The organism is Komagataeibacter medellinensis NBRC 3288 (genome assembly GCF_000182745.2).
GTDB lineage: Bacteria > Pseudomonadota > Alphaproteobacteria > Acetobacterales > Acetobacteraceae > Komagataeibacter > Komagataeibacter medellinensis.
On record NC_016027.1, the window covers coordinates 1,484,449 to 1,507,920 of the forward strand.

Consider the following 23,472-nt stretch of genomic DNA (forward strand, 5'->3'; position numbering starts at 1 on the left):
GATGGCTGAATGTGGTATGCGCGCATGTCACCAAAGGCGTGCCCTGTATTGTGGGGGTGCGTGCCTTCATGTCGGAGAATGCATTGACCGTCCTGTCACCGGCCCACAACGCCGTTCCGCAAACGGATAGCCCGCTGATACTGGCCCTGCCCAAGGGCCGTATCCTCAAAGCTGCGGCGCCGCTTCTGCATATGGCGGGCATCGTGCCCGGACCGGACTTCAATGACGAGAAAAGCCGCCTGCTGCGCTTTGAAACCAACGACCCCGGCATAGACGTGGTGCGCGTGCGCTCGTTCGATGTCGCGACCTTCGTGGCCTTTGGCGGCGCACAGGTCGGCATCTGCGGCGCGGATGTGCTGATGGAGTTCGACTACCCCGAAATCTATGCCCCACTTGACCTGGGGATTGGCGGGTGCCGCATTTCCATCGCCCAGCCCAAGGACCGCACAGGGCGCGAAGACAACCCCAACCGCCTCTCACAGGTACGGGTGGCGACCAAGTACCCCGCCCTGACGCGGCGGCATTTCGCGGCGCGGGGCATCAACGCCAGCATCGTCCACCTGCATGGCGCGATGGAACTGGCCCCGGTGCTTGACCTTTCGCACCTGATCGTGGACCTGGTGGATACCGGCTCCACCCTGCGCGCCAACGGGTTGGAAGAAACGCACACCATCGCCCACATCACCAGCCGCCTGATCGTGAACCGTACGGCGCTCAAGACCCAGCCCGAGCGCATTACCGCCATCATCAACCGATTCCGTACGGCGCTGGCCTCTGGCACAGCGCAAGCCAAGGACCAGCAGGCATGAAGCGCCTCGATACCACGCAGCCCGACTTCCGTGCCCAGTTTGCAGCACTGCTGGCTGACCGTGACAGCGACACCGCCCGCGTTGATGGCCCGGTAACCGAGATCCTGGCCGCCGTGCGCGCGCGTGGTGATGAAGCCCTGTGCGAATTCACCAACCGCTTTGACCGCACCCGTGTCACCCCCGCCACCCTGCGCATTACCGAAGCCGAGATCGAGGCCGCCTGCGCCAAGGTGCCGACCGAACTGCTGGCGGCCCTTGAAGTAGCCGCCACCCGTATTGAATCCTTCCACCGCGCGCAGATGCCCGCCGACCTGCGTTACGTGGATGGTGCCGGGGTTACGCTGGGCATGCGCTGGACGGCTCTGGATTCGGTTGGCCTTTACGTGCCCGGTGGCAAGGCGGCCTATCCTTCTTCCGTGCTAATGAACGCCATCCCCGCCCATGTGGCAGGCGTGGGGCGCATTGCCATGTGCGTACCAACACCTGATGGCGTGCTCAACCCGCTGGTACTGGCGGCGGCCCGCCGCGCGGGCGTGACCGAAATCTACCGCGTGGGTGGAGCGCAGGCCGTAGGCGCCATGGCCTACGGCACGGCCACCATCGCCCCGGTTGACCGCGTGGTGGGTCCGGGCAACGCTTATGTGGCCGAAGCCAAGCGGCAGGTGTTCGGCAAGGTGGGAATCGACAGCATTGCCGGCCCATCGGAAGTCGTGGTGATAGCCGATGCCAACAATGACCCACGCGCCATCGCCCTCGACCTGCTGGCGCAGGCGGAACATGACCCCATGGCCCAGTCCATCCTGATCACGCCCAATGCAGATCTGGCGGACAGGGTCGCACGCGCCGTCGCGACCGAGCTTGAAACCCTGCCGCGTGCCGAAATCGCCCGTGCCAGCTGGGATGCCCACGGCGCGATCATGACCGTACGCAACCTTGATGAGGCGGCAGACCTTGTAAACGAGATCGCACCCGAACATCTGGAACTGATGGTGGACACACCTGAGCCGGTTTTCGAGCGGGTGCGACACGCGGGCGCGATCTTCATCGGACGGTACTGTCCCGAAGCCATTGGCGATTATGTCGGTGGTCCGAACCATGTGCTGCCAACCAGTCGCACGGCGCGTTTCTCATCCGGCCTGTCGGTGTTCGACTTTATCAAACGCACCACGTTCATTGAAGCACAGGCCGAGTCGCTACGTGAAATCGGGCCCGCCGCCGTAAGCCTGGCCGAGGCGGAAGGCCTTGATGCCCATGCGCTAAGCGTGTCGATCCGGCTTGACAGCCTGATGCACGCGCACAACGGAGCTTGACCCGGACCGCGTGCATCCCCACATAAACCAACCGTACTGCGTGCAGCCCTTGCCGCAGGACGGCAAACCTTGATGATTGAAGGACACGATGTCGAAAGAAGACATGATTGAGTTCAGCGGCACAGTTACCGAACTGCTGCCCAACGCCATGTTCCGCGTTACACTGGATAATGAGCATACCATCCTGGCGCATACCAGCGGCAAGATGCGCAAGAACCGTATCCGCGTACTGGCGGGTGACCGCGTGAACGTGGAAATGACGCCCTATGACCTGACAAAGGGTCGCATCACCTTCCGCTTCAAGTAAGCCGCCCTTGCCGGTCATGACCGAAAACACCGCTCCCACCGGGGCGGATGCGGGCGCGCAACTTATCCTTGGCTCGGCCTCGCCCCGCAGGCTTGAACTCCTGCGCCAGATCGGGATCATTCCCGACCGGGTGTGCCCGGCCGATCTTGATGAAACACCCCGACGCGACGAACTGCCCCGGCCATATGCCCAGCGCCTTGCGATGGAAAAGGCCGATCATGTGGCAGGCCTGATGGATATTCCGGCTCTCGTCCTTGCAGCCGACACCGTTGTTGCCCTGGGTCGGCGCATCCTGCCCAAGGCAGAGGATGCGGCAACGGCACGCGCCTGCCTTAACCTGCTTTCTGGGCGGCGTCATACCGTTTTTACCGCCGTAGCCCTGCGTCCCACCGCCGCATGGAAGGACGGGCGCGCGGGCAACCGACTGGTGGCCAGCACGGTCGCCTTCGCGCGCCTGACCCCACGGCAGATCGATGCGCTGATCGAAGCGGGGGACTGGCAGGGCAAGGCTGGCGGCTATGCCATACAGGGCCATGCAGCGGCGTTTGTGCGGTTCATGTCGGGCAGCTATAGCGGCATTGTGGGCCTTCCCCTGTTCGAGACGGCACAGATGCTGCGCGGGCAGAAGGGGTGCTGGCTGCGGTGAGCATGCGCATCTGCGCCAGCAGCAGCCCCGGAGAGGTCCGCATTGCCGTAACCGACAGGGACAGCCTGCTTGATTTCGCACTATGGCGGCCGGACATGGCCGATGGCGTGGGCGATATCTACCGTGCACGTGTCAGTGCGCACGTACCGGCCCTTGGGGGCACCTTCATTACCCTGCCGGGGCTGGAACATGCCGGATTCCTGCCCGATTCGGAAGGGCTGGGTCCACTGACACAGGGCCAGACGGTACTGGTTAGCGTGACCCGCAGCGCACAGGGCGGCAAGGGGGTGCGACTGGGTGCGCGCAACCTCCCGCCCGACCTGCCCGGTGGGTCCGAACCCAGCCTGCTGCGCTGCGGCCCGACCCCGCTGGAGCGGCTGGCCCGGTCCTACCCTGATGCGCCCATTGTCCTTGATGATGCTGCCATTGCCGCAGCGCTGCCCGCCAACCTCCATCCCCGCCTAACACGCTCGGGGGCCGCATTCGACAGCGATATCCGCGCACGGGTTGATGCGCTGGAAGACCCGGTCGTAGCCCTGCCCGGCGGTATGTCGGCCAGCATTACCCCCACACCGGCACTGGTTGCGATCGACATGGATGGCGGAGCCGCCAGCATGGACCGCCGCCCCAAGCAGACCGCGCAGTTCGCCGCCAACCGTGATGCCCTGCCCGACCTGCTGCGCCAGTTGCGCCTGCGCAACCTGTCGGGGGCGATCATTGTGGATGTGGCGGGTCTGGCCATACGCAAGCGCCGCGCCCTGACGGAAACGGTGGAGACCGTGCTGAAAGAGGATCCGCTACGCCCGCGCTTCCTCGGCTTTACCGCGCTGGGGCTTGCGGAAATCGTACGCCCACGCGTGCATCCGCCACTGCATGAACTGTTGCATTCACCCGAAGGGCGGGTGCTCAGTGCCCTGCGCGGGCAGATGCAGGTCTATCGTGGCATGCCGCCGACGGGACAGCCCGTAACTCTGGCCTGTGGCCATGCCATCATGCGACTGATGCAGGCCCATCCGGGCTGGGTAGCGGATTTCGTGCGGCTAACGGGCCGCGTGCTGCACCCTGTTACCGACCCGGCGCTACCTGCCAATGGCTGGAGATTTGGTCATGACTGAACCCACGACAACCCTGCCCTCCTGCCCCATCTGCGGTCAGCCCGCGCAGGCGCGTTACCGGCCGTTCTGCTCGCGCCGCTGCGCGGATGTGGACCTTGGCCGCTGGTTTTCCGGCCAGTACCGCGTTCCCTCGACAGAGATTCCATCCGAAGCGGATGAAAAATACACAAGACGGGTTGATCCCGATGATGAGGTAGGTTAAACGCTTGTCCAACGTCAGAGCGGCCTTGGTTGCTCTGATTAAGCCGGACAGACGGCCCGGTGCCCAAGTAGCTCAGTTGGTAGAGCATGCGACTGAAAATCGCAGTGTCGGTGGTTCGATCCCGCCCTTGGGCACCATTCAATTCCCTTAAAAAATAATAGTTTCTTACGGATCGGTCGATGCCCGTGTCCTGCCCGCATGTCATCTAGCAGGACGGCTCAACGCCATACCCTTCAAAAACATAAAGAAGTTTTTGGTAAAGCTTTTTCCAAAAAGCTTCAGGAACGTCGCCTTTTTGAAAAAAGGCGACACCCAAAAACTTTTATCGCTTTCTATCGGCAGGTCATGCCACTCACGCGCCCTGCGGGCGATCCGTGGCCTCGAACAGCAGCGGCGCGCCCTGTGCGGTCGGGGCAAGCTGACCTTCCCACATCACCACATTGCCACGAATGATCGTACCCATGGGGCGGCCCATCAGTTCCCGCCCGACAAACGGCGACCAGCCACATTTCGAGGCCAGCCATTCCTGCTGCACCGTCCAGCGCGCGGCAAGGTCCACTACCGAGAAATCGGCATCATATCCCACCGCGATACGCCCCTTGCGCACCAGCCCGAACAGCCGCTGCGGGCCGGCAGATGTCATGTCCACCACCCGGCGCAGCGACAGACGCCCATGGGCCACGTGATCCAGCATGAGCGGCAGCAGGGTCTGCACGCCGGGCATGCCTGAAGGCGTTTCAGGATAGCTGCGCTGCTTGGCTTCCAACGTGTGGGGGGCATGATCGGAACCGATGATGTCGGGTACCCCCTGCCCCAGCCAGTACCACAGCCCGTCACGCCATGCCCGGCCACGAATGGGTGGGTTCATCTGCGCCAGCGTACCCAGTTCAGCATAGGCTTCCTCTCCCGCCAGCGTCAGGTGCTGGGGGGTTACCTCGCAACTGGCGATATCCTTGTGGCCTGACAGGAATTCCAGTTCGGCAGGCGTGGTGATATGCAGCACATGAATGCGCCGCCCCGTGCGCCGCGCCAGGTGCACGATACGCCGCGTAGCCCGCAGCGCCGTCTCATCATCGCGCCATACGGGGTGGGAGGACGGATCGCCCGGCCTGCGTTCGGACAGGCGTTCATGCAGGCGGCTCTCGTCCTCGGCATGGATGGCCACACGACGGCGGCCCGAGCGCAGCACACGCTCCAGCACGCCATCATCCGATACCAGCAAGTTGCCGGTGGATGAGCCCATAAAGATCTTGATCCCCGCCGTGCCGGGTAACATTTCCAGCTCCCCGCAGCGATCGGCATTATCGGTCGTGGCGCCAACATAAAAGGCATGGTCACACCACATGCGCCCACGCGCATGTTCCAGCTTGCTCACCACGGCTTCGGGGCAGTCGGTCGCGGGCTTTGTATTGGGCATCTCGAACACGGCAGTCACACCACCCATAACGGCGGCCATGCTGCCCGTTGCCAGGTCTTCCGCCCCAGTCAGGCCGGGTTCACGGAAATGGACCTGCGTATCAATCACGCCGGGCAGGATGGTCAGCCCCGTGCAATCGATCACACGCCCCGCATCACCCTGCCCGCCAATGCGGGCAATGCGTCCATCACGCACGTACACATCGGTCACGACCGTGGCATCAGGCAGGACAACGCTGCCATTTTTCAGGCACAGATCAAAAACGGGGAGGGTCATGGACATATCCTGTGGTCATGTCCCGCAGCCCAAGGGCGGGATACGGGCAACGGATGGCGTGGTGGGCCAGATGCTGCGTGACCCCACATGCCGGTCATTCGATGTATGGCATGCACCCGCCAGCGTGCAAACCGTTCGGGCCAATACATGAAACCATATGCACCCCGGATACAAAAACACCCCGATCCATGCGGACCGGGGTGCATTGGCACTACGTGCGGACAATAGGCTCACTCGCCTGAAGGAATGGCGACCGAAGTCTCCTTTGCTTCCTTCAGCACGGCCGCCAGCCTGCCATCACGAATCCACTCCTCCAACTTGTCCGGCGTCATGGGCCGGGCAAACAGATAACCCTGCACCACGTCACACCCGAGCTGGCACAGCAGGTCAAGCTGGCGAATGGTTTCCACCCCTTCCGTCACCACCGTCATGTCCAGACGGCCACCAATGCCGATCACAGCGGTAGTGACCGCCTGTGCATTAGCATCATGCTCAAGGTTCATGATGAAACTACGGTCGATCTTGATCTCGGTCAGCGGCAGGCGCGACAGGCTGGAATATCCCGTGCCGAAATCATCCATGGACAGGGCTACGCCGAGGTTACGGATGGCCTGCAGGACCATGTTCGTATCCTCGTTTTCCGTCATCATGACGCTTTCGGTAATCTCCACCGTCAGGCGATGCGGTTCCAGTTTACTGTCATTGAGCAGGCGGGCAATAAAACCGGGCAGGTTACGATTGCGGAAATGCCCAGCCGACAGGTTGACCGCAACGGTGGGCACATGCACGCCATGGGCATCCCATTCCAGTATCTGCTGCACAGCGCGTTCAAGTGACCATGTGCCGATCGCCTCGATCTGGCCGGTCTCCTCCGCCACCGCAATGAAGCGTGAGGGATAGATGTTGCCCAGAGTGGGATGGTTCCACCGCGAGAGCGCCTCCACGCCATACAGCGTGTTGTTACGTACGTCGACCTGCGGCTGGTAATGCAGGTTGAGCAGCCCTTTGGCAAGGGATTCACGCAGGGCAGACCCCAGCAGCAGCCGGTCCTGCGCCGCCTTGTTATCTTCCGAACGGGCAAGGTGGGTCATGCCCAGGCCCGCGCGCTTGGCATGGCGCATGGCCTGCTCGGCGTAGCTGAGCAGGGATTCGCCATCCGGCCCGTTTTCGGGGAAGACACTGATGCCGATACCCAGCGTGGGCACGATCATGTTGCCGCCGATCTCGATCGGCTGCTTGACGGAATCATGCAGCATGGTGGCGAACTTGACCGCATCTTCCTTGCGGGTGTTCGGCACGATGATCAGGAATTCGTTCGGACCGGACCGGCTGAGTACGTAGTTGCTGCGTGAGACACCCTTCAGCCGCTCCGACACGGATTTGAGGAACCCGTCGCCATTGATATGGCCCAGCGCATCATTGATATCGCGGAAGCGGTCGATATCAATCATGTACAGCGCGAAGTGGTTGTCACCGGGCTGGCCGATCATGGACCGGATTACCTTATGCACGGCGGTACGGTTGAGGAAACCCGTCAGCGGATCAAAATTGGACAGCTGTGAGATGTGCTGGCGCGCCTCATGCTGCTCGATCAGCACACCACAGAAGGGCACGCAGCTGCTCACGATCTGCGCTGGCCATTCCCCACGATTACGCTCGGAACGCGAATACAGCGCAAAGATGCCGGTAATGCGACCATTACGCGTACGGATGGCCGACGCCCAGCAATGGTGCAGCCCCAGCGAGATGCCAACGGAGCGATAGCTGTCCCACACGATGGTGGTGGCCTCATTCAGGTCATTAGCCAGTGCCGCGATGTCTGCCTCCGTCAGGCGCATCTCTTCCAGTGCTGCGGCAAAGCGGCGCGGCATGCCGGGGCCGGACAGGATACGCAGACGGTTCTGCTCATCCAGCAGGATCAGTACGGCGACCGAGTTGGGCACCAGCACTTCCACTTCGCGGCAGACCATGTCGGCCACGTCCTGGATCTGGATTTCGCTGGAAAGCGAGCGGAAAACCGTGTTCTGCAGTTCCATCACCCGGCTGCGATGGCCCGCACCGGTAATGCCGCGCACCATCATCAGCCGGTAATTCCGGCCCGACGCCCCAACTCTGGCTGCACTCAGGCTGACCTCGGCAGAGATGTAATCGCCGCTACGGTTCTCGAACGTGACCTCGCCCGCAACAGGCTCCTGCGTGCTGTCCGGCGCTTCCATGCTGAATGGCAGGCGGCTGTTTTCAACCGACGCCGCAAGCAGTTCGCTGACCGGTTTGCCCGCCAGCACACCCGGGTCATACCCCCATAATGTCTCGGCTGCCGGGTTGGCATAGAGGATCGTATTGTGGTCATCAATGATGACCATGCCATCCTTTGCCTGACTAAGCAGTTCGAAACTAATGTCAGGAATGGTTTCAGCGGCGGGTAGAGGAATGGAATTCTTGGGTTTCATGGTAATCCAAAATGATGAACACCTGTTTCCAACCAGGTACCGGGATAAAGAGGCAGCCATGTGATCATGGCAGGGTTTATGTCGTCTGTCCGCCTTCGCGCGCCGTGGCCTCGCTTATACTGGCCTCCAGCAGGCGACCAGCCCCGCGTGACCACTCCAACAGGTCCCCCGGCGCCATGGGGCGGGCAAACAGGTAGCCCTGTACCACATCGCAGTTCAGCCCCTGCAGCAACTTGAGTTGGGCCTCGGTCTCCACACCCTCGGTCACGACCGTCATGCCCAGGCGGTTGCCGATGCCGATTACCGCAGTTGTAACAGCCTGAGCATTGGGATCATGCTCAAGGTTCATGATGAAGCTGCGATCAATCTTGATCTCGGTCAATGGCAGGCGCGTCAGGCGCGACAGGCTGGAATATCCCGTACCGAAATCGTCCATCGACAGACCGACTCCAAGGTTGCGGATGGCGGCAAGGCCGGCCATCGTATCCTCGTTTTCATCCATCATCACGCTTTCCGTGATTTCAACACACAGACGCTCGGGCGAGAGCCTGCGCTCCTTGAGAATCCGCTCGATCAGCGCGGGAAGCCCACGATTGCGGAAATGCGCGGCGGAAAGGTTGACCGAAACGGTGGGAACATGCAGGCCCTTGCTTTCCCACTCCAGGATCTGACGCGTCGCCTCCTCCAGCGACCATGTGCCAATCGTCTCGATCTGGCCAGTATCTTCCGCCACGGCAATGAAGCGCGAGGGATAGATGTTGCCCAGCGTGGGGTGGTTCCATCGCGACAGCGCCTCAACACCATACAGGCGCCCGGTCTGGATATCGATCTGCGGCTGGTAGTGCAGGTTGAGCATGCCTTTGGCCAGGGATTCACGCAGCGCGGAACCCAGCAGCAGGCGGTCCTGTGCGGCGCGATTGTCTGCGGTGCTGGACACACAGTACCCGCCACGGGATTCCTTCTTGCACCGGCGCATGGCAATCTCGGCATGGCCAAGCAGGGATTCCCCGTCCGGCCCGTTCTCGGGGAACAGGCTGATGCCGATGCCAAGGGATACAACCAGCAGGTTACCCGCGATCTCGATGGGTTCCTGCATGGCCTTGATCAGGCTTTCGGCAAAGATGGTTGCCCTTTCCTCATCACTGTCGGGCACGACAATGATGAACTCGTCCCCCCCCGAGCGGCTGAGGATGTAGTTACTGCGCGACATCATCTTGAGCCGCTCGGCAATGGCGCGCAGGAAGGCGTCGCCATTCATGTGGCCCAGGGTATCGTTAATGTCACGAAAGCGGTCGATATCAATCATGAAGACCGCGAACTGGTTATCGCCCGGGCGGTCGATCATTGACTTGATGATCTTGTGGATCGCCGTGCGGTTGAGGAAACCGGTCAGGGAATCATGGTTGGCCAGTTGCGAGATGTGCTGCTGGGCTTCGTAGTTCTCAATCACCACGCTACAGAACGGCACGCACCCACTTACGATCTTCTGAGGCCAGTCGCTCAGTTTGTACTGGTTGCGCGAATACAGTGCGAAAATGCCCGAAATCCGCCCGTTGCGCGACTTGATTGCTGATGCCCAGCAGTTATGCAGCCCCAGCGAGATGCCAAGCGAGCGGTAGCTGTCCCATACGATGGAGTTGGCTTCCGACAGGTCATTGCCCAACGCTGCAAGGTCGCCTTCGGTCAGCGACATGTTCTCAAGTGCGGCAGCATAGCGGCGTGGCAGGCCGGGACCGGACAGGATGCTCAGCCGGTTGTTCTCATCAAGCAGCATGATGACGGATACGGTATTGGGCACGAAGCTTTCCACTTCGCGGCATACCAGATCGGCCACGTCCTCCACCTGCATGTCGTTAGAGATGGCCTGGAACACCGTATTCTGCAGGTCCAGCAGCTTGCGGCGGTGGCTCTCCTCGGTCACGCCCTTCATGAAGGCCATGTAATAGCGTTTCTTCTCCGGGCCGAGCAGGGCTGTGGAAATCGACATCTCACCCGAGATGTAATCCCCGGCCTTGTTCTCGAACGTGACCTCACGCGAGGTACCGACAATGCGGTTCACGCCGGTCTTGCGGTTCTTGTAGATATAGCTGTCATGATCGCCACGGTAGACGGAAGGTACGAGGCAACTGACATTGCGACCCAGCACTTCGCTTTCGGTAAAGCCCCACAACTTTTCCGCAGCCGGATTGAAGAATACCACCTCGTTGCGTTCGTTAATGATGACAACGCCGTCCGTCGCCTGCTCTAGAAGCTGCAGGCTGACATCAGCAGTCATGTCCAGTTCACGGTCGGCCGGTTTTTCTTCAGTCGTCAGGGGTGCTTCATGTAGGTTCATTACATGCTCGTACTGTTTCATGAGGGGTTCCGGGACGCTCAGATCTCGGGATGACAGAAAAGCGAAAGGGCTACTGCCCATAGCAGGCGGCCAGCAAAGACCTGGCGCATGCCATGTGCATCATCAGGCCGGGGACCGGAGAGGCACGGCTACCACCTGATCCGGAAGGCCCAGCAGGTAGCCCTGTCCTTCGTCACACCCTTTGGCCGATACCACAGCAAGCTGGGCCGCCGTCTCGATTCCCTGCGCCAGCACGGAAATACGCAGCGCATGCCCCGCCACCAGGACCGAACGGACCAGTTCGGCCATGGCAGGATCGGTATCCACCTTCTGCATGATGGAACGGTCAATCTTGATCTTGTCGAACGGGAAGTCGCACAGCATCGACAGGACGGAATGCGGGCCACCGAACTCATCAAGCGCCAGACGTACCCCCAGCGCATGCACCTTGTGCGCCATGGCAAGCGCACGGCGGCGGTCACGCTGCACCGTGGCTTCACTGATCTCGATAACCAACCGGTCAGCGGGCAGGCCACTGCTGGCAAGGGTATTAGCCACGATCTGGTCAAAACCGAGCTGGAGAAACTGGGTGGCGGACATGTTGACCGCAACGCGCACATTCCCGTCCCACTTCACTGCGGCATGGCAGGCACGATCCAGCACCCATTCACCCAACTGGATGATCAGGCCGTGCTCATCAGCAAGCTCCAGTATCTCCTCTGGCGCAATGGCGCCACGCACCGGATGTTCCCAGCGCAGCAGGGCCTCGTAGCCCGATACCGCACCCGTGGCGACCACGGTCTGAACCTGGAAGAACAGCGAAAGCTGACCTTCCGCCATGGCTTTCTTCAGATCCTCACCCAGGGCACGACGGACGCAGATATTCCGGTCAAGCGAGCTTTCGTAATACCATACGGTCTCGTGCGGGTCGGTCTTGGCACGATACATGGCCAGGTCCGCACGCGAGATCAGGGTTTCACTGTCCTTCGCATCGACCGGATAGACCGCAACACCGATACTGCCCCCACTGGTTACGATATAATCATCAATGGGAATGGGCTGGTTGAGCGCATGCCGGATGCGCTCGACAAAATCATGCAGTTCGGCACGGTCGGAAGTGCGATGGATGGCAATGAACTCATCCCCACCCAGACGGGCCACGAACTCCCCCTTACCCAGCAGGGCGCTGAAACGCTCCGCAAGCGTGATCAGGACAACATCGCCTGCCGCATGGCCACGGGTATCATTGATTTCCTTAAATTTGTTCAGGTCGATACCGATCAGCGCGAACTGCTGGCCGCTCTGGTCGGCCATCGCGACTTCCTGCTCCAGCCGTTCATTGAAACTGATGCGGTTGGGCAGCCCCGTCAACGCATCCGACATCGCCATGCGGTGCAGTTCGCGGTAGGAATCCTGCCGCAGGCTGCCGTCAATCACGTAGCAGGCGATCCCGGCGATGATCGTCAGCATGGAGCCGCCGATAACCGCAAAACCGATGGCCTGGAACTGGACGCTGTCGCCCGTCATGTCCATGTGGGGCTGGGCTACGATATGCATGGCGGCCATACCGGTGAAATGCAGCCCGGCCACGGCACCGACCATGGCAAGCGTCATCTCGACCTGGCGGTGCAGGCTTGCGCTTTGCAGCGCAAGCGTAAGCGCAACCACCGACAGCCCGATGCCGATCACGACCGACAGGCCAACCAGCCACGGGTTCCATACCACCAGGGCATCCACATGATAGGCGAGCATGCCGATGTAGTGCATGCTGGCGATGCCGAGCCCGAGGATCACACCACCCAGCAGGCAGCCACCACGGCCATGCAGACGGACCGCCGCCATGATCGCGAATGGAATGGCTATAAACATGGCCAGCAAGGACAGTACCGTCTCGAACGGATCAAGATGGACACTGGCACTGCAGTTATAAGCCAGCATGGCGGCGAAATGCGTGCACCACACAAAGCTGGCACCCGCCATAGCCGCAAGGAAATACCAGCCGATACGCTGCCTGCCCGCGGTTTCCGACACACGAACAACCAGGCGCATGGTAATCCACGCACCGGCCAGGCAGACAATGAACGCGCCAGCAAGCAGGAAGGGATTATAAACCCTCAATTCATAAATATGATTGCTCATGGTTTCCATTTTTGAGCGGCCATTACCATAACAACAATCGGCAGATTTTGGATAATATCTGACGCCGCATGGGAAAAATGCGAAAAATTATATGGCATTAACCGCCTACAACAGGGACATCAAAACAGGCGATTCAGCTGTTTTATTTTTTATTTGCTGAGATTAACCAGATGTTAGTAAACATTCTTCTCATATGCAACAAAAAAATATTGGTGACCACTCTAATAGCGATATGTTACGAATTTCTGCAAAAAGTGCATAGCGGTCAACCATTTCACCAGCACGCAATAGCCTCTTCATAACAAGTTATAGGTTTATATTCCTATATTTATACTTGTATATGTTACACTTATCCAGTGAATTGCAATTCCATAGGAATTTACACAAAGGCCCATTTATATCAGGCCCAATCAAGGTAACATGCGCTGGAATATCCGGTCACGGTGGACGCACAGATGGTACAGGGCGGCACCCGCATGCAAAAGCACCACAACAACCAGTAACCATGCATTCCAGTGATGTAACCATGCGAAAAAGGAATGCGTTCCGCGTATCAGGACAGGAAAAGGCGAATTGATCGGCACGCCAAAGGCCATTACCGGGCGACCGGCAGACCAGCGCGCCATGTAGCCAAATATGATTTCACCCCCCAGCAGCAGATACAGCACCCGGTGCATGCTCCGCGCCACGCGTTCCTGAAAGGTTATGACAGGAAAGCGAATAGCTCGCCCCCCGGTCAGGCCCCACGCAATGCGGGTCACGAATACGGCCGCCAGCACCACGCCCAAAGACGTATGGGTCGTTACAAGGAAGGCACGCAACGGCAACCCGTGGTCAAGGAGGTGCCAGCCCACCTGCCCCACGGCAAACTGTTCGATCACCAGCACAGCGGTCAGCCAGTGCAGCCAACGGGTTTCCCAGCTGTAGCGCACGGGCAGCCGTGGGGAAGCAGGGGAATGTACGGTCATTTCGGTCACCCATGATCCAAATGGCCGGTTGTTACAGACGGCCCGCAGGGGCCGGTCCGCGTTGCCGTGTTCAGTTGACGCCGGGCAGCAGGGCGCTGTCCTCGCCACCGATATTCATATTGGAATAACTGCCATCCGTCATGCCGGGGGCACGGCTACCGGAAGCGGAACCGGGCATCATCATCGCACCGGTCATCTGGTCGGCTTCACCGTTGCCTTCCTGACCGAACTGCGGCATATCGCCGCCTGCGCCTGTTTCCGGCGCGCTGTAGCGCGATACGCCAGCAGCAGCACTCTGGCCTGCCGTCTCGCCCGGCATGTAACCGCCAGCAGTACTGCCGCCTGACTGCCCACGTGCCTGCGCGGCCCCGGCACTCCCTGCAAGCATGACCCCGATGGCCAGCGCCACAAGACTCTTCTTCATGTAAACCGACATCTGACTTCTCTCCCGTTGCATGCCATGGTGCGTGCTCCATGGTGTTTCACATCTACATGGGAACACCTGCCTCGACAGATCAACATTACCGCGCCTGCACGCAGATCGGGACAGTTCTGCCACGCATGTCACGCGCGTGTGCCATGCAGCATGAAACACATGGGCGGGCGCATGGTTGTCATGAAACGGAACGGGGCGCACAGTCCATGCCACTGTACTAATGGTCCGTACCGTGATGGAGACAGCAAGAATGACCACACTCGCCACCCTCCCCCTAAGTCAGATGACCGTCGTGCCCGACCTGCTGGCCGCCCCCGTCGGCACGGTGATGATCACCTCCGAAAAATCGCGTGACGAGCAGAAGATCGTCATCCGCAGCCGCCAGATCTCGGCCAGCGGCTCAACGCCCGGCCTGATCATGATGGCAGCCAAGACGAAGGGCTATTTCGTGCCTGACGACGCCTGCTCGGCATTCGTTCGTACCGCACTGGATGTAACCGCCGTCATGCCATTGCTGCTGACGAAAATCCTGCCCGGCTTCCGTTATGAATATGATGCCGTGGTGCGGGGCGACGTATGGCAGTTGCGCGATGAATCCGGCAAGGAATTCGTAGGTCTGGCCATCAATTCATCCGATGAAGAGGAAAGCAAGGTCTCCGCCTATGCCCACATCGAAGGCGGACGGATTGGCGAGATCGTGCCCGCAACCCGGGTCGCCTATCTGGGCCAGCTTGATTTTGGCGCAGGGCCCGCCGTGCCTACGCTGGGCTGAACTCTTCCCGCCTTTGCGCCCATGGCAAGGCCCATGGGCGCAAAGGGGTAGATGGCTCATGCCGCGCCGGGCTGGCTTTCAAGGCTGGCTGAATTGGGCGTGCGCTTGAGGAACAGCCGGATGAAGCGCGCAAGGTTGGGTGCGAGTTTCGGCCGCAGCAGGCGCGGATCGTAACCCGAGAAGCGGCGTTCGTTCTCGATCAGGCAGATATCGATCATGTCGCGCAGCGGCACATCAATATCGGCTACTTCCTTGGTGCCATTTACGGTAAAGTTGTTGTCCTGCTCGTGCTTGTTGCCATCGGCATCGAAGGTGGTGACCATGCCCAGCCGCTCGTACAGCAGGAAGAACCACACGCCGATCACACGCGCCTCGAACCACGGGCGCTTCCACAGCGGCATGGTGGCGCGGTGCCACGCCAGCCAGTTGGCGAACAGCAGGATATGGCGGCATTCCTCCTGCATCACCGGCTCGAACGTATCGATCAACGCGGGAGGGAAGAAAGCGGATTTCTGGGCAATGGCGAACAGGCCAAAGGCGAAGAAGCTGTCCACACATTCCGAAAAACCGGTAACCATATAGGCCCATTCCACATCGCGCGGCTCGATGTAGGGCGGTTCGGATGCCAGCGGGATGTCATAGGCCGCCACCATCTTGGACAGGACTTCCTTATGGCGGTTTTCCTCCCACGCATTGCGGGACAGGGCATCCTTCATGTCCGGGTCATCGATCAGCCGGGCATAGGCGGCCATACGCAGGCGGGCCTTGCCTTCGGTCTGGACCGCAATATCCCAGATGGGCAGCGAGGTCACGCGCTTGAGCGTTTCAGGGTCCAGCTTCGGCCATTCAATAACCGATGGCTTGTAGGGATTGAAGGTATCGCGGAACATGTCCGCCACTGCCTTCTTGTGTGCATTCGACCCCGGCTTGAGCGGTCCCGGCACCGGACTGGACCAGTGGCGGGCGTTGAAATCGGCCTTCGCCACCGCATCGGCGGTGGCAGCACCCGGATCACGGGCTTCGGGCAGGGTTGTATAAATATCGGAAAGTGATTTCGTCATGTCGGCTCGCTGCTCGGACCGGCGTCGGGTGGATATGCCGCACGCGGCGGCGTACATCCCCCCGGCCTGACACCCCTGTCGCCGGTTCCCGTTCATTTAAAGACACCAACCGGTGCCGTACTGTTATCGAAAACCTGCAGGGAACACCCGGAGGCACCCCTGCCGGATACAACGCCAGCATTATGGGCGAGCCGGAACGGCCGCCTTGTTCTGGATCAATGCAGGTCGGAGATCTTGTCGATCACGCGGGTGACCAGGCCGTATTCGATCGCTTCGGGGGCGGACATCCAGTAATTGCGGTCCGTATCCTTGCAGACCTTCTCGTAAGGCTGACCGGTCTCACGCGCGAAGATGTGGTTGAGGCGCGCGCGCATCTTGATGATCTCGCGTGCCTCGATGTCGATATCGGTCGCTGGTCCACGCACGCCACCCATGGGCTGATGCAGCAGGAAGCGCGTATTAGGCAGGCAGAAACGGCGTGCCTTGTTGCCCGCGGCAAAGATCAGCGCACCGGCGGAAGCGACCCAGCCCGTTCCGATTATGTTGACCGGAGCAAGCGAATCGACAAAGCGGATCATGTCGTGAATGGTGTCGCCACTTTCCACATGGCCGCCGGGTGAGTTCACGTACACATCAATCGGCTTGTCCGACGCCCCGGCCAGCGCAAGCAGGCGGCCGGTCACATCACGGGCGATCTTGTCGTTGATCGGGCCGAACACCAGAACCTTGCGCTGATCGAACAGGCGGTTTTCCAGTTCGCCAATGGGCGAGGAAAGCGTGCGGTTCTTGTCAGGTTCCTCGGTTTCCGGACCCTGGGGTTCGGGGATATCGGGATCTCTCGGATCTTCATCATCCATGCGGATGCGGTCTTTCGGCTGCATGCCGTTCATCGGGTTCTCCCTATTCTCCGGGACTGTCCTGGTCATGCCCTTATCCTGCGCCGCCTTGCGCCCGGTGCCAAGTCCCCCGGTGGCACAGCCGTAAGGGCTTACCCCCTCGCTAAGATCGGCATTGCAGGCTAGTTTGTCCGCGTTATGTCGTGTGCAGGCCGAAACCGGCCATGGGAGCTAGAGATTGGGAAAGCGGGCCGCATCGCCAAGTCCCGGAAGATTTTTTTTTCCGCCAGCCGGACTCATACCCCCCGCACGGGCCGCATGCGCAGCACTGCTGGTCATGGGCCTGGGGGCGTGCGCGCACCATGAAGATACGGTCGACAGCCTGTCGGACTGGTACCACCGCTACCAGGGCGGCGTGATCAGCGAGCAGCGCCCACCGCCGCCGGGCACACACCAGCCCTATCCCAAGATCGGGCTGGGGCCGAACAGGCTGCCGCAACTCCCCTCGCCTGACCTGCGCGAGGACATTACCGCCGACCTTGAGGCCCAGCGCGAACTCAACCAGCGCCAGGACGCGATCATGGGCACAATGCCCACGGCAGCTGACATCCCGCCCATTCCCACCCACCCGGCAGCGGGCAGCCAGTCCGCCTCGCTCCAGGCAGCCGACAGCACTGGCGGGACCGGAAACGGCGCCACGACCGGGGGAAGCCCTGCCACCCATGACACGCCCCGGAGCGCGCGCGGCATGGCGGGTCAGCCCGAACCCGCGCGTGACGGTAACGGGCAACTGCTCATGCCCGAAATCACCACAACGGTGCCCGACCACCCCGAAGCGGTGCCGGCCAACCTGCCTCCTGTTGCCGCTGCCCCGCCGGAACTGCCCAGCGTGGGCGGGATCAACCTGCCCGACAACGCGCCGCGCGATGGCATGACCCTGCCCACCTACCACCTTGCCAGCCCCGATGATGGCACCTCCGTGCACTTCCTGCCCGGATCGGACCAGATCGAGCCGGGGGAAGAAGACGTGGTGGATGCCACCGTGAAGGAACGCGGCAATAAATTCGTGATCGTAAACGGTTATGGCAATGCCGCCACCGCCACGGCAGAAGGACAGACCGCGGCACTGAAGCTTGCCATACTGCGTGCCCGCACGCTTTCGCGCCTGCTGCAGGCGCGTGGCGTACCCGCCAGTCGCATCACGGTGCACGCCCATGCCTTTGGTAATGGTGCAAGACTGGCCATCGTGCGCTAGACTGGCGCGGCGGGCCTGCCCCCAGGCAGTACCGGCCTTGTTTTCCAACCTGGCGCGCGTATCGTGCGCCCTCAACAGAGCGTCCCATGACCGAAGAATTCCACCGTATCCGCCGCCTGCCGCCCTATGTCTTCGCTGAAGTCAACAAGGCCAAGGCCCAGGCCCGAGCGCGGGGGGAGGATATTATTGACCTGGGCATGGGCAACCCCGATACCCCCACCCCACCGCATATCGTGCAGAAATTGGTGGAGACGGTGGCCGACCCGCGTGCGCACCGCTATTCGGTCAGCCGCGGCATTCCCGGCCTGCGGCGGGCACTGGCAGGGTATTACGAACGCCGCTTCAACGTAAAGCTCGACCCCGAGACGGAAGTGATCGCCACCCTTGGTTCCAAGGAAGGGCTGGCCAACCTTGCCTCCGCCATTACCAGTCCGGGCGACACCATCCTGGTGCCCAACCCGTCCTACCCGATCCACCAGTTCGGCTTCATCATTGCGGGCGCCTCCGTGCGCTCCATCCCGGCCACACCGGATGATGAAATGCTGGAGGCGCTGGAGCGTGCGGTGCGCCATTCGGTGCCCAAGCCCACGGCGCTGATCGTCAACTTCCCCTCCAACCCCACGGCTTACCTGGCGGACATCGATTTCTACCGCAAGCTGGTGGCATTTGCCCGCAAGCACGAGATCTGGATCCTGTCCGACCTGGCATATGCCGAAATCTATTTTGGCGACAATGTGCCACCCTCGATCCTGGCGGTGCCGGGGGCGAAGGACATTGCGGTGGAGTTCACGTCACTGTCCAAGACGTATTCCATGGCAGGCTGGCGCATGGGGTTTGCCGCGGGCAACCCCAAGCTGATCGCAGCGCTTACGCGCATCAAGTCCTATCTGGATTATGGCGCGTTCACACCCATCCAGGTCGCTGCCGTTGCCGCCCTGAGCGGCCCGCAGGACTGCGTTGCCGAAATTCGTGACATCTACCGCAAGCGCCGCGACGTGCTGATCCATGGCCTGCACGCAGCGGGGTGGGACGTACCCTCGCCCGAAGGCTCAATGTTCGCCTGGGCACCGATTCCGCAGCGGTTTAGGGAACTGGGCAGTGTCGGCTTTTCCAAGCTTCTGCTGCAGAAGGCAGGCGTGGCCGTGGCCCCCGGCCTTGGTTTTGGTGAACACGGCGAAGGCTTCGTGCGCATCGGCTTGGTGGAAAATACCCAGCGCCTGCGTCAGGCCACGCGCTCCATCCGCCACTTCATGGCGGAGCATGGCGGCATTGCCCCCACCACGCAGCAGGCCCCGCCCCTGCCTGATGAACAGCCCGCCCATTCATGACTGCCCTATCGGTTAACGGAAAAGAAATGACATCTACTCCCCCCATGTCTGAACCCAAGCCCCTGCGCATCGGCATTGCGGGGCTTGGCACGGTTGGCGCCGGCGTTGTCAGGCTGCTGCGCGAGAATGCGACCCTGATCCGCGCCCGCGCGGGCCGCGAACTGGTCGTAACCGCCGTAAGCGCACGCGACCGCACGCGCGACCGCGGCATCGACCTGTCCAGCGTGGCATGGTGCGACACACCCGAGGAACTGGCCACCCACCCCGATGTGGATGTGGTGGCCGAACTGATCGGGGGGGCAGAAGGCACTGCGCGGCTGACCGTCAGCCGCGCGCTGGAGCACCGCCGCCCCGTAGTAACCGCCAACAAGGCGCTAATCGCCATCCATGGGGCGGAGTTGGCCTGCACGGCGCAGCAGGCCGGTGTGCCGCTGATGTTCGAGGCAGCGGTGGCCGGTGGCATTCCCGCCATCAAGACCGTGCGTGAGGGCTTGGCGGCCGACCGCATCCTGCGGATTGGCGGCATCCTGAATGGCACCTGCAACTATATCCTCAGCGTCATGCACGAGACCGGGCGCGACTTTGCCGAGATCCTGGCCGATGCCCAGAAGCTGGGCTATGCCGAGGCCGATCCCTCGACCGATGTGGACGGCATCGACACCGCCCACAAGCTGGCTATCCTGGCGGGACTGGCCTTCGGGCGGCCGGTGGTGTTCGCCTCGCTCTATATCGAGGGGATCCGCCGCATTGGTGCGCTTGACCTGCAGTTCGCCCACAAGATGGGCTACCGTATCAAGCTGCTGGGCATCGCCCGCCAGCGCGAAGACGGAATCGAGGCCCGCGTGCATCCCTGCCTGGTGCCGCAGGATGCTTCGCTCGCACAGGTCAACGGCGTGTTCAACGCCGTGGTGGCGGAAGGCGCCTTTGTTGGCCGCCTGATGCTTGAAGGTCGCGGAGCGGGTGAAGGGCCAACAGCCACCGCCGTCTGTGCCGACCTGATCGACATTGCCCGTGGTGCCGCCATTCCGGTCTGGGGCTGCGATGCCGACAGCCTGACACAGGCCGTGGCCCTGCCGGCGAAGGCGTTTACGGGTGAGTACTACCTGCGGCTGAATGTTCGTGACCGTCCAGGTGTGATTGCCGACATTACGGCGGTACTGCGTGATAACGGCGTATCGCTGCGCAGCATGCTCCAGCACGCGGATGCCCATGAAGTCCGCCCCGATGGCACCCATGCCGTGCCCCTGGTGCTGCTGACGCACAAAACCAGCGAAGCCGCCATGCAGCACGCCCTGCATCACATTGCCGAACTGGAAGCAGTTCTGGACGAACCTGCCCTGATCCGCATCGAGGCAGGTTGAATCAGGCAGCTGTTTGAAAAACCTGCCTGGAAAACATCAAGCAACCATACGCTCGTTTCTGGTCAAGCCTTCCCTCCGGAAACGCCAGGGAAGGCCGCCTTTGAGGAAAGAGGAGGCACCGGAAACTTTTTTTATCACCGGTTGCTTTCAGACAGTCCTTGCGGGACCGGGCGGTTTTCGAGGCCATCTGTCCCATTTTTATCCGGTGACCGTACAAAAGGATCGATTCCATGCCCGCTGACCTGCTGCCTTCCCCTTCCGCCACACATGTCGGAGAGGACGGGCAGACACCGGTCGTTCTGGGTGTGACATGCAGCGTGACAGGCCGCCAGTGGCACTGGCGCGCAGGCAGCCAGGCCAGCCAGACCGACCGCATGGGTATGGCCATTGCCCAGCAGGCGGACCTGCCTGAAATCGTGGGTCGGATGCTGGCTCTGCGGGGTGTCCCCCCCGAACAGGTGGCTACCTACCTTTCCCCTACCCTACGGGCACTCATGCCCAATCCATCCGTGATGGTGGAGATGGAAACCGCAGCAGGTCGCCTTGCCACCGCCATCCGCAATGGTGAAACGGTGGGCCTGTTTGGCGATTATGACGTGGATGGCGCGTGTTCCACCGCCCTGCTGGCCACCTTTTTACAGGAACAGGGCTGCACGGTCCTGACCCACATCCCCGACCGCATGACGGAAGGCTACGGCCCCAACACCCCCGCCATTGCCGCCATGCAGGATAATGGTGCCAGTCTGATCATATGCCTGGACTGCGGCACGGCGGCGGTAGAGGTGCTGGAGCATGCAAGCCTGCGCAGTGATGTGATCATTCTCGATCACCACCAGGTCCAGGGCCCGCTGCCCCAAGTGGTGGCGACGGTCAATCCCAACCGGCCGGACTGCCCCTCGCGCCTGCATGGCCTGTGTGCGGCGGCGGTCACGTTCATGACCCTTGTCGCAACCCGCCGCGCCCTGGATGAGGCGGGATGGTTTGCCTCCCGGCCCAAGCCCGACCTGATGGAATGCCTGGACCTGGTGGCGCTGGCCACCGTATGCGACGTGATGCCGCTGAGCGGACTGAACCGGGCCTTTGTCACACAGGGGCTGACCATCATGGCCCGGCGCCAGCGCGTGGGGCTGGCGGCCCTGCTGGAGGTGGCGGGGGCACGCAACCCGCTTTCCGCCTTTACCTGTGGCTTCGGGGTGGGGCCGCGCATCAACGCAGGCGGCCGCATTGCCGATTCGGGACTGGGGCTACGCCTGCTGCTGTGCACCAACCCCGCCGAGGCCCGCGTGCTGGCCGAACGGCTCAACTCCGTCAACCACAGCCGCCAGGGTGTCGAATCCGGCATTCTGGACCGTGCGATGGAGCTGGCCGCCGCCCAGCGCGCGCAGGGCCATGCCGTGCTGGTACTGAGCGGGCGGGACTGGCATCCCGGCGTGGTGGGGATCGTGGCCGGGCGTATCAAGGAAAAATTCAACCGTCCCGTGCTGGTCGGCGCGGAACTGGATGATGGCAGCGTGAAAGGCTCCGCCCGCTCGGTACCCGGACAGGACCTTGGGGGCGCCATCATTGCCGCACGGCAGGCGGGGCTGCTGTCCACCGGTGGGGGCCATGCCATGGCGGCGGGCTTTGGCCTGCCAGCCACGGGTCTTGCCGCATTGCAGGAATTCCTTGACCGCCACCTGGCCACCGCCGCCAACCTGCCCGATGCGGTGGACCTGACCATCGATGCGGTGGTGAATGTGGCCGCCGCCGACGTGGCGCTGGCCGAGGACATGAACCGGCTGGCCCCCTTTGGCACCGGCAATGATGAACCGCTGATCGCCCTGCCCCGCGTGCGCGTAGCCTATGCCGAGCGTATTGGCAGCGAGCGCAATACCCTGCGCCTGACGCTGGAGGGAGAAGGCCGTGGCCCACGGCTGAAAGCGCTGGTGTTCCGCGCCAATGAAAGCCCGCTTGCCCCCGTGCTGGAAGACCGCGATGCCCCGCCCCTGCATCTTGCGGGCTGGCTGCGCGCGGAAAGCTGGAATGGGCGCACATCAGCCACATTCTTCATCCGTGACGTAGCCATCGCCCAATAATTTCAATATTTTTGCTACAGGGGGTTGACCGCTCCCCCTGTGTCGGGATACCTACCGCTCACGCCTTTAGTCCCGTTCGTCTAGAGGCCTAGGACACCGCCCTTTCACGGCGGCAACACGGGTTCGAATCCCGTACGGGACGCCAGCCACTTCGCCGCAGTCTATGCGGGTATTGGCTGAATTACAGGCACTTTTCCTGTTTTATAGTTTATCAGGCAACCAGTCCGGCGTGTTTTCATCACGCACGGCGGTTCTCCGATCATGCCGCCATAACGGTGGACAGTCTTGCCGTACTGTATCGCGCCACGGGACGGCCACAGGAAGCCGAGCAGCTTCTTGCCCAGATGAATCCGTCAGGGACGCCTGTTACAGGC

The 23,472-nt window shown here is 61.7% G+C and carries 20 protein-coding genes and 2 tRNA genes; 14 read left to right on the forward strand and 8 right to left on the reverse strand.

Going from position 1 to position 23,472, the window contains the following annotated elements; genetic code table 11:
• Positions 1-11: 11 nt before the first annotated feature.
• The 7 genes from hisG (at position 12) to GLX_RS06810 (ending at position 4,526) form a co-directional block, all read left to right on the forward strand.
• Entirely contained in the window at positions 12-809 is a 798-nt protein-coding gene (hisG, locus tag GLX_RS06780) for an ATP phosphoribosyltransferase (protein ID WP_041247241.1), read from the forward strand.
• Positions 806-2,119, forward strand: coding sequence for a histidinol dehydrogenase (gene hisD, locus GLX_RS06785; RefSeq protein ID WP_014105251.1), 1,314 nt, complete (start codon positions 806-808; stop codon positions 2,117-2,119). The genes hisG and hisD overlap by 4 nt, the downstream gene beginning before the upstream one ends.
• Before the next feature lie 88 nt (positions 2,120-2,207).
• Positions 2,208-2,426, forward strand: coding sequence for a translation initiation factor IF-1 (gene infA / locus GLX_RS06790; protein WP_010508114.1), 219 nt, complete (start codon positions 2,208-2,210; stop codon positions 2,424-2,426).
• A gap of 16 nt (positions 2,427-2,442) precedes the next feature.
• Entirely contained in the window at positions 2,443-3,072 is a 630-nt protein-coding gene (locus GLX_RS06795; RefSeq protein ID WP_014105252.1) for a Maf family protein, read from the forward strand.
• 2 nt (positions 3,073-3,074) lie between these two features.
• Positions 3,075-4,187 (forward strand): ribonuclease E/G, encoded by a 1,113-nt coding sequence (locus tag GLX_RS06800; protein ID WP_014105253.1) that lies wholly within the window; start codon positions 3,075-3,077, stop codon positions 4,185-4,187.
• A complete protein-coding gene (locus GLX_RS06805; RefSeq protein WP_014105254.1) occupies positions 4,180-4,389 on the forward strand; it encodes a DNA gyrase inhibitor YacG in 210 nt (69 codons plus the stop codon). Before GLX_RS06800 ends, GLX_RS06805 begins: the two co-directional genes overlap by 8 nt.
• Positions 4,390-4,450: 61 nt before the next feature.
• Positions 4,451-4,526: transfer RNA gene (locus tag GLX_RS06810), tRNA-Phe, on the forward strand.
• Between the two features lie 215 nt (positions 4,527-4,741).
• Here GLX_RS06810 and GLX_RS06815 read toward each other — a convergent pair.
• Positions 4,742-6,082 (reverse strand): dihydroorotase, encoded by a 1,341-nt coding sequence (locus GLX_RS06815; RefSeq protein ID WP_041247243.1) that lies wholly within the window; start codon positions 6,080-6,082, stop codon positions 4,742-4,744.
• On the opposite strand from GLX_RS06815, the gene GLX_RS18420 reads away from it, so the two are divergent.
• Complete coding sequence (locus GLX_RS18420; protein ID WP_158309223.1) at positions 6,081-6,233, forward strand: hypothetical protein; 153 nt, start codon at positions 6,081-6,083, stop codon at positions 6,231-6,233. The two genes, GLX_RS06815 and GLX_RS18420, sit on opposite strands and share 2 nt — an antisense overlap.
• Before the next feature lie 79 nt (positions 6,234-6,312).
• Here GLX_RS18420 and GLX_RS06820 read toward each other — a convergent pair whose 3' ends face one another.
• The 5 genes from GLX_RS06820 to GLX_RS06840 all read right to left on the reverse strand — a co-directional run bounded on the left by GLX_RS06820 (position 6,313) and on the right by GLX_RS06840 (position 14,410).
• On the reverse strand, positions 6,313-8,532 hold the full coding sequence (locus GLX_RS06820; RefSeq protein WP_041247244.1) for a sensor domain-containing protein: 2,220 nt from the start codon (positions 8,530-8,532) through the stop codon (positions 6,313-6,315).
• A gap of 76 nt (positions 8,533-8,608) precedes the next feature.
• Positions 8,609-10,867: an EAL domain-containing protein gene (locus GLX_RS06825; protein ID WP_050856096.1), complete on the reverse strand. Its 2,259-nt coding sequence runs from the start codon at positions 10,865-10,867 to the stop codon at positions 8,609-8,611.
• 123 nt (positions 10,868-10,990) lie between these two features.
• A complete protein-coding gene (locus GLX_RS06830) occupies positions 10,991-13,006 on the reverse strand; it encodes a putative bifunctional diguanylate cyclase/phosphodiesterase (RefSeq protein ID WP_148268551.1) in 2,016 nt (671 codons plus the stop codon).
• A gap of 410 nt (positions 13,007-13,416) precedes the next feature.
• A complete protein-coding gene (locus GLX_RS06835; RefSeq protein ID WP_014105259.1) occupies positions 13,417-13,974 on the reverse strand; it encodes a cytochrome b in 558 nt (185 codons plus the stop codon).
• Between the two features lie 70 nt (positions 13,975-14,044).
• Positions 14,045-14,410 carry a hypothetical protein gene (locus tag GLX_RS06840; protein ID WP_041247245.1) on the reverse strand — a complete coding sequence of 122 codons (366 nt, stop codon included), beginning with the start codon at positions 14,408-14,410 and terminating at the stop codon, positions 14,045-14,047.
• A 250-nt stretch (positions 14,411-14,660) separates the two neighbouring features.
• Here GLX_RS06840 and GLX_RS06850 point away from each other — a divergent pair, with 250 nt between their 5' ends.
• Complete coding sequence (locus GLX_RS06850; RefSeq protein ID WP_041247680.1) at positions 14,661-15,182, forward strand: hypothetical protein; 522 nt, start codon at positions 14,661-14,663, stop codon at positions 15,180-15,182.
• 56 nt (positions 15,183-15,238) lie between these two features.
• Here the strand turns inward: GLX_RS06850 and GLX_RS06855 are convergent, their stop codons facing one another.
• Together GLX_RS06855 and GLX_RS06860 are read right to left on the reverse strand one after the other, a co-directional pair.
• Positions 15,239-16,243 (reverse strand): ferritin-like domain-containing protein, encoded by a 1,005-nt coding sequence (locus GLX_RS06855; RefSeq protein WP_041247681.1) that lies wholly within the window; start codon positions 16,241-16,243, stop codon positions 15,239-15,241.
• A gap of 215 nt (positions 16,244-16,458) precedes the next feature.
• On the reverse strand, positions 16,459-17,133 hold the full coding sequence (locus GLX_RS06860) for an ATP-dependent Clp protease proteolytic subunit (protein WP_041247247.1): 675 nt from the start codon (positions 17,131-17,133) through the stop codon (positions 16,459-16,461).
• Between the two features lie 283 nt (positions 17,134-17,416).
• On the opposite strand from GLX_RS06860, the gene GLX_RS06865 reads away from it, so the two are divergent.
• The 5 genes from GLX_RS06865 to GLX_RS06890 all read left to right on the forward strand — a co-directional run bounded on the left by GLX_RS06865 (position 17,417) and on the right by GLX_RS06890 (position 23,243).
• A complete protein-coding gene (locus GLX_RS06865; RefSeq protein WP_231850422.1) occupies positions 17,417-18,334 on the forward strand; it encodes an OmpA family protein in 918 nt (305 codons plus the stop codon).
• Positions 18,335-18,420: 86 nt separating this feature from the next.
• Positions 18,421-19,662, forward strand: a complete 1,242-nt coding sequence (locus GLX_RS06870; protein ID WP_014105265.1) for an LL-diaminopimelate aminotransferase — start codon at positions 18,421-18,423, stop codon at positions 19,660-19,662.
• A 26-nt stretch (positions 19,663-19,688) separates the two neighbouring features.
• Positions 19,689-21,023: a homoserine dehydrogenase gene (locus tag GLX_RS06875; protein ID WP_041247248.1), complete on the forward strand. Its 1,335-nt coding sequence runs from the start codon at positions 19,689-19,691 to the stop codon at positions 21,021-21,023.
• 230 nt (positions 21,024-21,253) lie between these two features.
• Complete coding sequence (recJ, locus tag GLX_RS06885; protein ID WP_014105267.1) at positions 21,254-23,098, forward strand: single-stranded-DNA-specific exonuclease RecJ; 1,845 nt, start codon at positions 21,254-21,256, stop codon at positions 23,096-23,098.
• Between the two features lie 69 nt (positions 23,099-23,167).
• A tRNA-Glu gene (locus GLX_RS06890) sits at positions 23,168-23,243 on the forward strand.
• Positions 23,244-23,472: the final 229 nt, after the last annotated feature.

What these genes read in the sequence shown, in the direction of transcription:
- hisD (WP_014105251.1), top strand. Translation starts at nt 806, where the DNA reads ATGAAGCGCCTCGATACCACGCAGCCCGACTTCCGTGCCCAGTTTGCA.
- infA (WP_010508114.1), top strand. Translation starts at nt 2,208, where the DNA reads ATGTCGAAAGAAGACATGATTGAGTTCAGCGGCACAGTTACCGAACTG.
- GLX_RS06795 (WP_014105252.1), top strand. Translation starts at nt 2,443, where the DNA reads ATGACCGAAAACACCGCTCCCACCGGGGCGGATGCGGGCGCGCAACTT.
- GLX_RS06800 (WP_014105253.1), top strand. Translation starts at nt 3,075, where the DNA reads ATGCGCATCTGCGCCAGCAGCAGCCCCGGAGAGGTCCGCATTGCCGTA.
- GLX_RS06805 (WP_014105254.1), top strand. Translation starts at nt 4,180, where the DNA reads ATGACTGAACCCACGACAACCCTGCCCTCCTGCCCCATCTGCGGTCAG.
- GLX_RS18420 (WP_158309223.1), top strand. Translation starts at nt 6,081, where the DNA reads ATGGACATATCCTGTGGTCATGTCCCGCAGCCCAAGGGCGGGATACGG.
- GLX_RS06815 (WP_041247243.1), bottom strand. Translation starts at nt 6,082, where the DNA reads ATGACCCTCCCCGTTTTTGATCTGTGCCTGAAAAATGGCAGCGTTGTC.
- GLX_RS06820 (WP_041247244.1), bottom strand. Translation starts at nt 8,532, where the DNA reads ATGAAACCCAAGAATTCCATTCCTCTACCCGCCGCTGAAACCATTCCT.
- GLX_RS06825 (WP_050856096.1), bottom strand. Translation starts at nt 10,867, where the DNA reads ATGAACCTACATGAAGCACCCCTGACGACTGAAGAAAAACCGGCCGAC.
- GLX_RS06830 (WP_148268551.1), bottom strand. Translation starts at nt 13,006, where the DNA reads ATGAGCAATCATATTTATGAATTGAGGGTTTATAATCCCTTCCTGCTT.
- GLX_RS06835 (WP_014105259.1), bottom strand. Translation starts at nt 13,974, where the DNA reads ATGACCGTACATTCCCCTGCTTCCCCACGGCTGCCCGTGCGCTACAGC.
- GLX_RS06840 (WP_041247245.1), bottom strand. Translation starts at nt 14,410, where the DNA reads ATGTCGGTTTACATGAAGAAGAGTCTTGTGGCGCTGGCCATCGGGGTC.
- GLX_RS06850 (WP_041247680.1), top strand. Translation starts at nt 14,661, where the DNA reads ATGACCACACTCGCCACCCTCCCCCTAAGTCAGATGACCGTCGTGCCC.
- GLX_RS06855 (WP_041247681.1), bottom strand. Translation starts at nt 16,243, where the DNA reads ATGACGAAATCACTTTCCGATATTTATACAACCCTGCCCGAAGCCCGT.
- GLX_RS06860 (WP_041247247.1), bottom strand. Translation starts at nt 17,133, where the DNA reads ATGAACGGCATGCAGCCGAAAGACCGCATCCGCATGGATGATGAAGAT.
- GLX_RS06865 (WP_231850422.1), top strand. Translation starts at nt 17,417, where the DNA reads ATGGGCCTGGGGGCGTGCGCGCACCATGAAGATACGGTCGACAGCCTG.
- GLX_RS06870 (WP_014105265.1), top strand. Translation starts at nt 18,421, where the DNA reads ATGACCGAAGAATTCCACCGTATCCGCCGCCTGCCGCCCTATGTCTTC.
- GLX_RS06875 (WP_041247248.1), top strand. Translation starts at nt 19,689, where the DNA reads ATGACATCTACTCCCCCCATGTCTGAACCCAAGCCCCTGCGCATCGGC.
- recJ (WP_014105267.1), top strand. Translation starts at nt 21,254, where the DNA reads ATGCCCGCTGACCTGCTGCCTTCCCCTTCCGCCACACATGTCGGAGAG.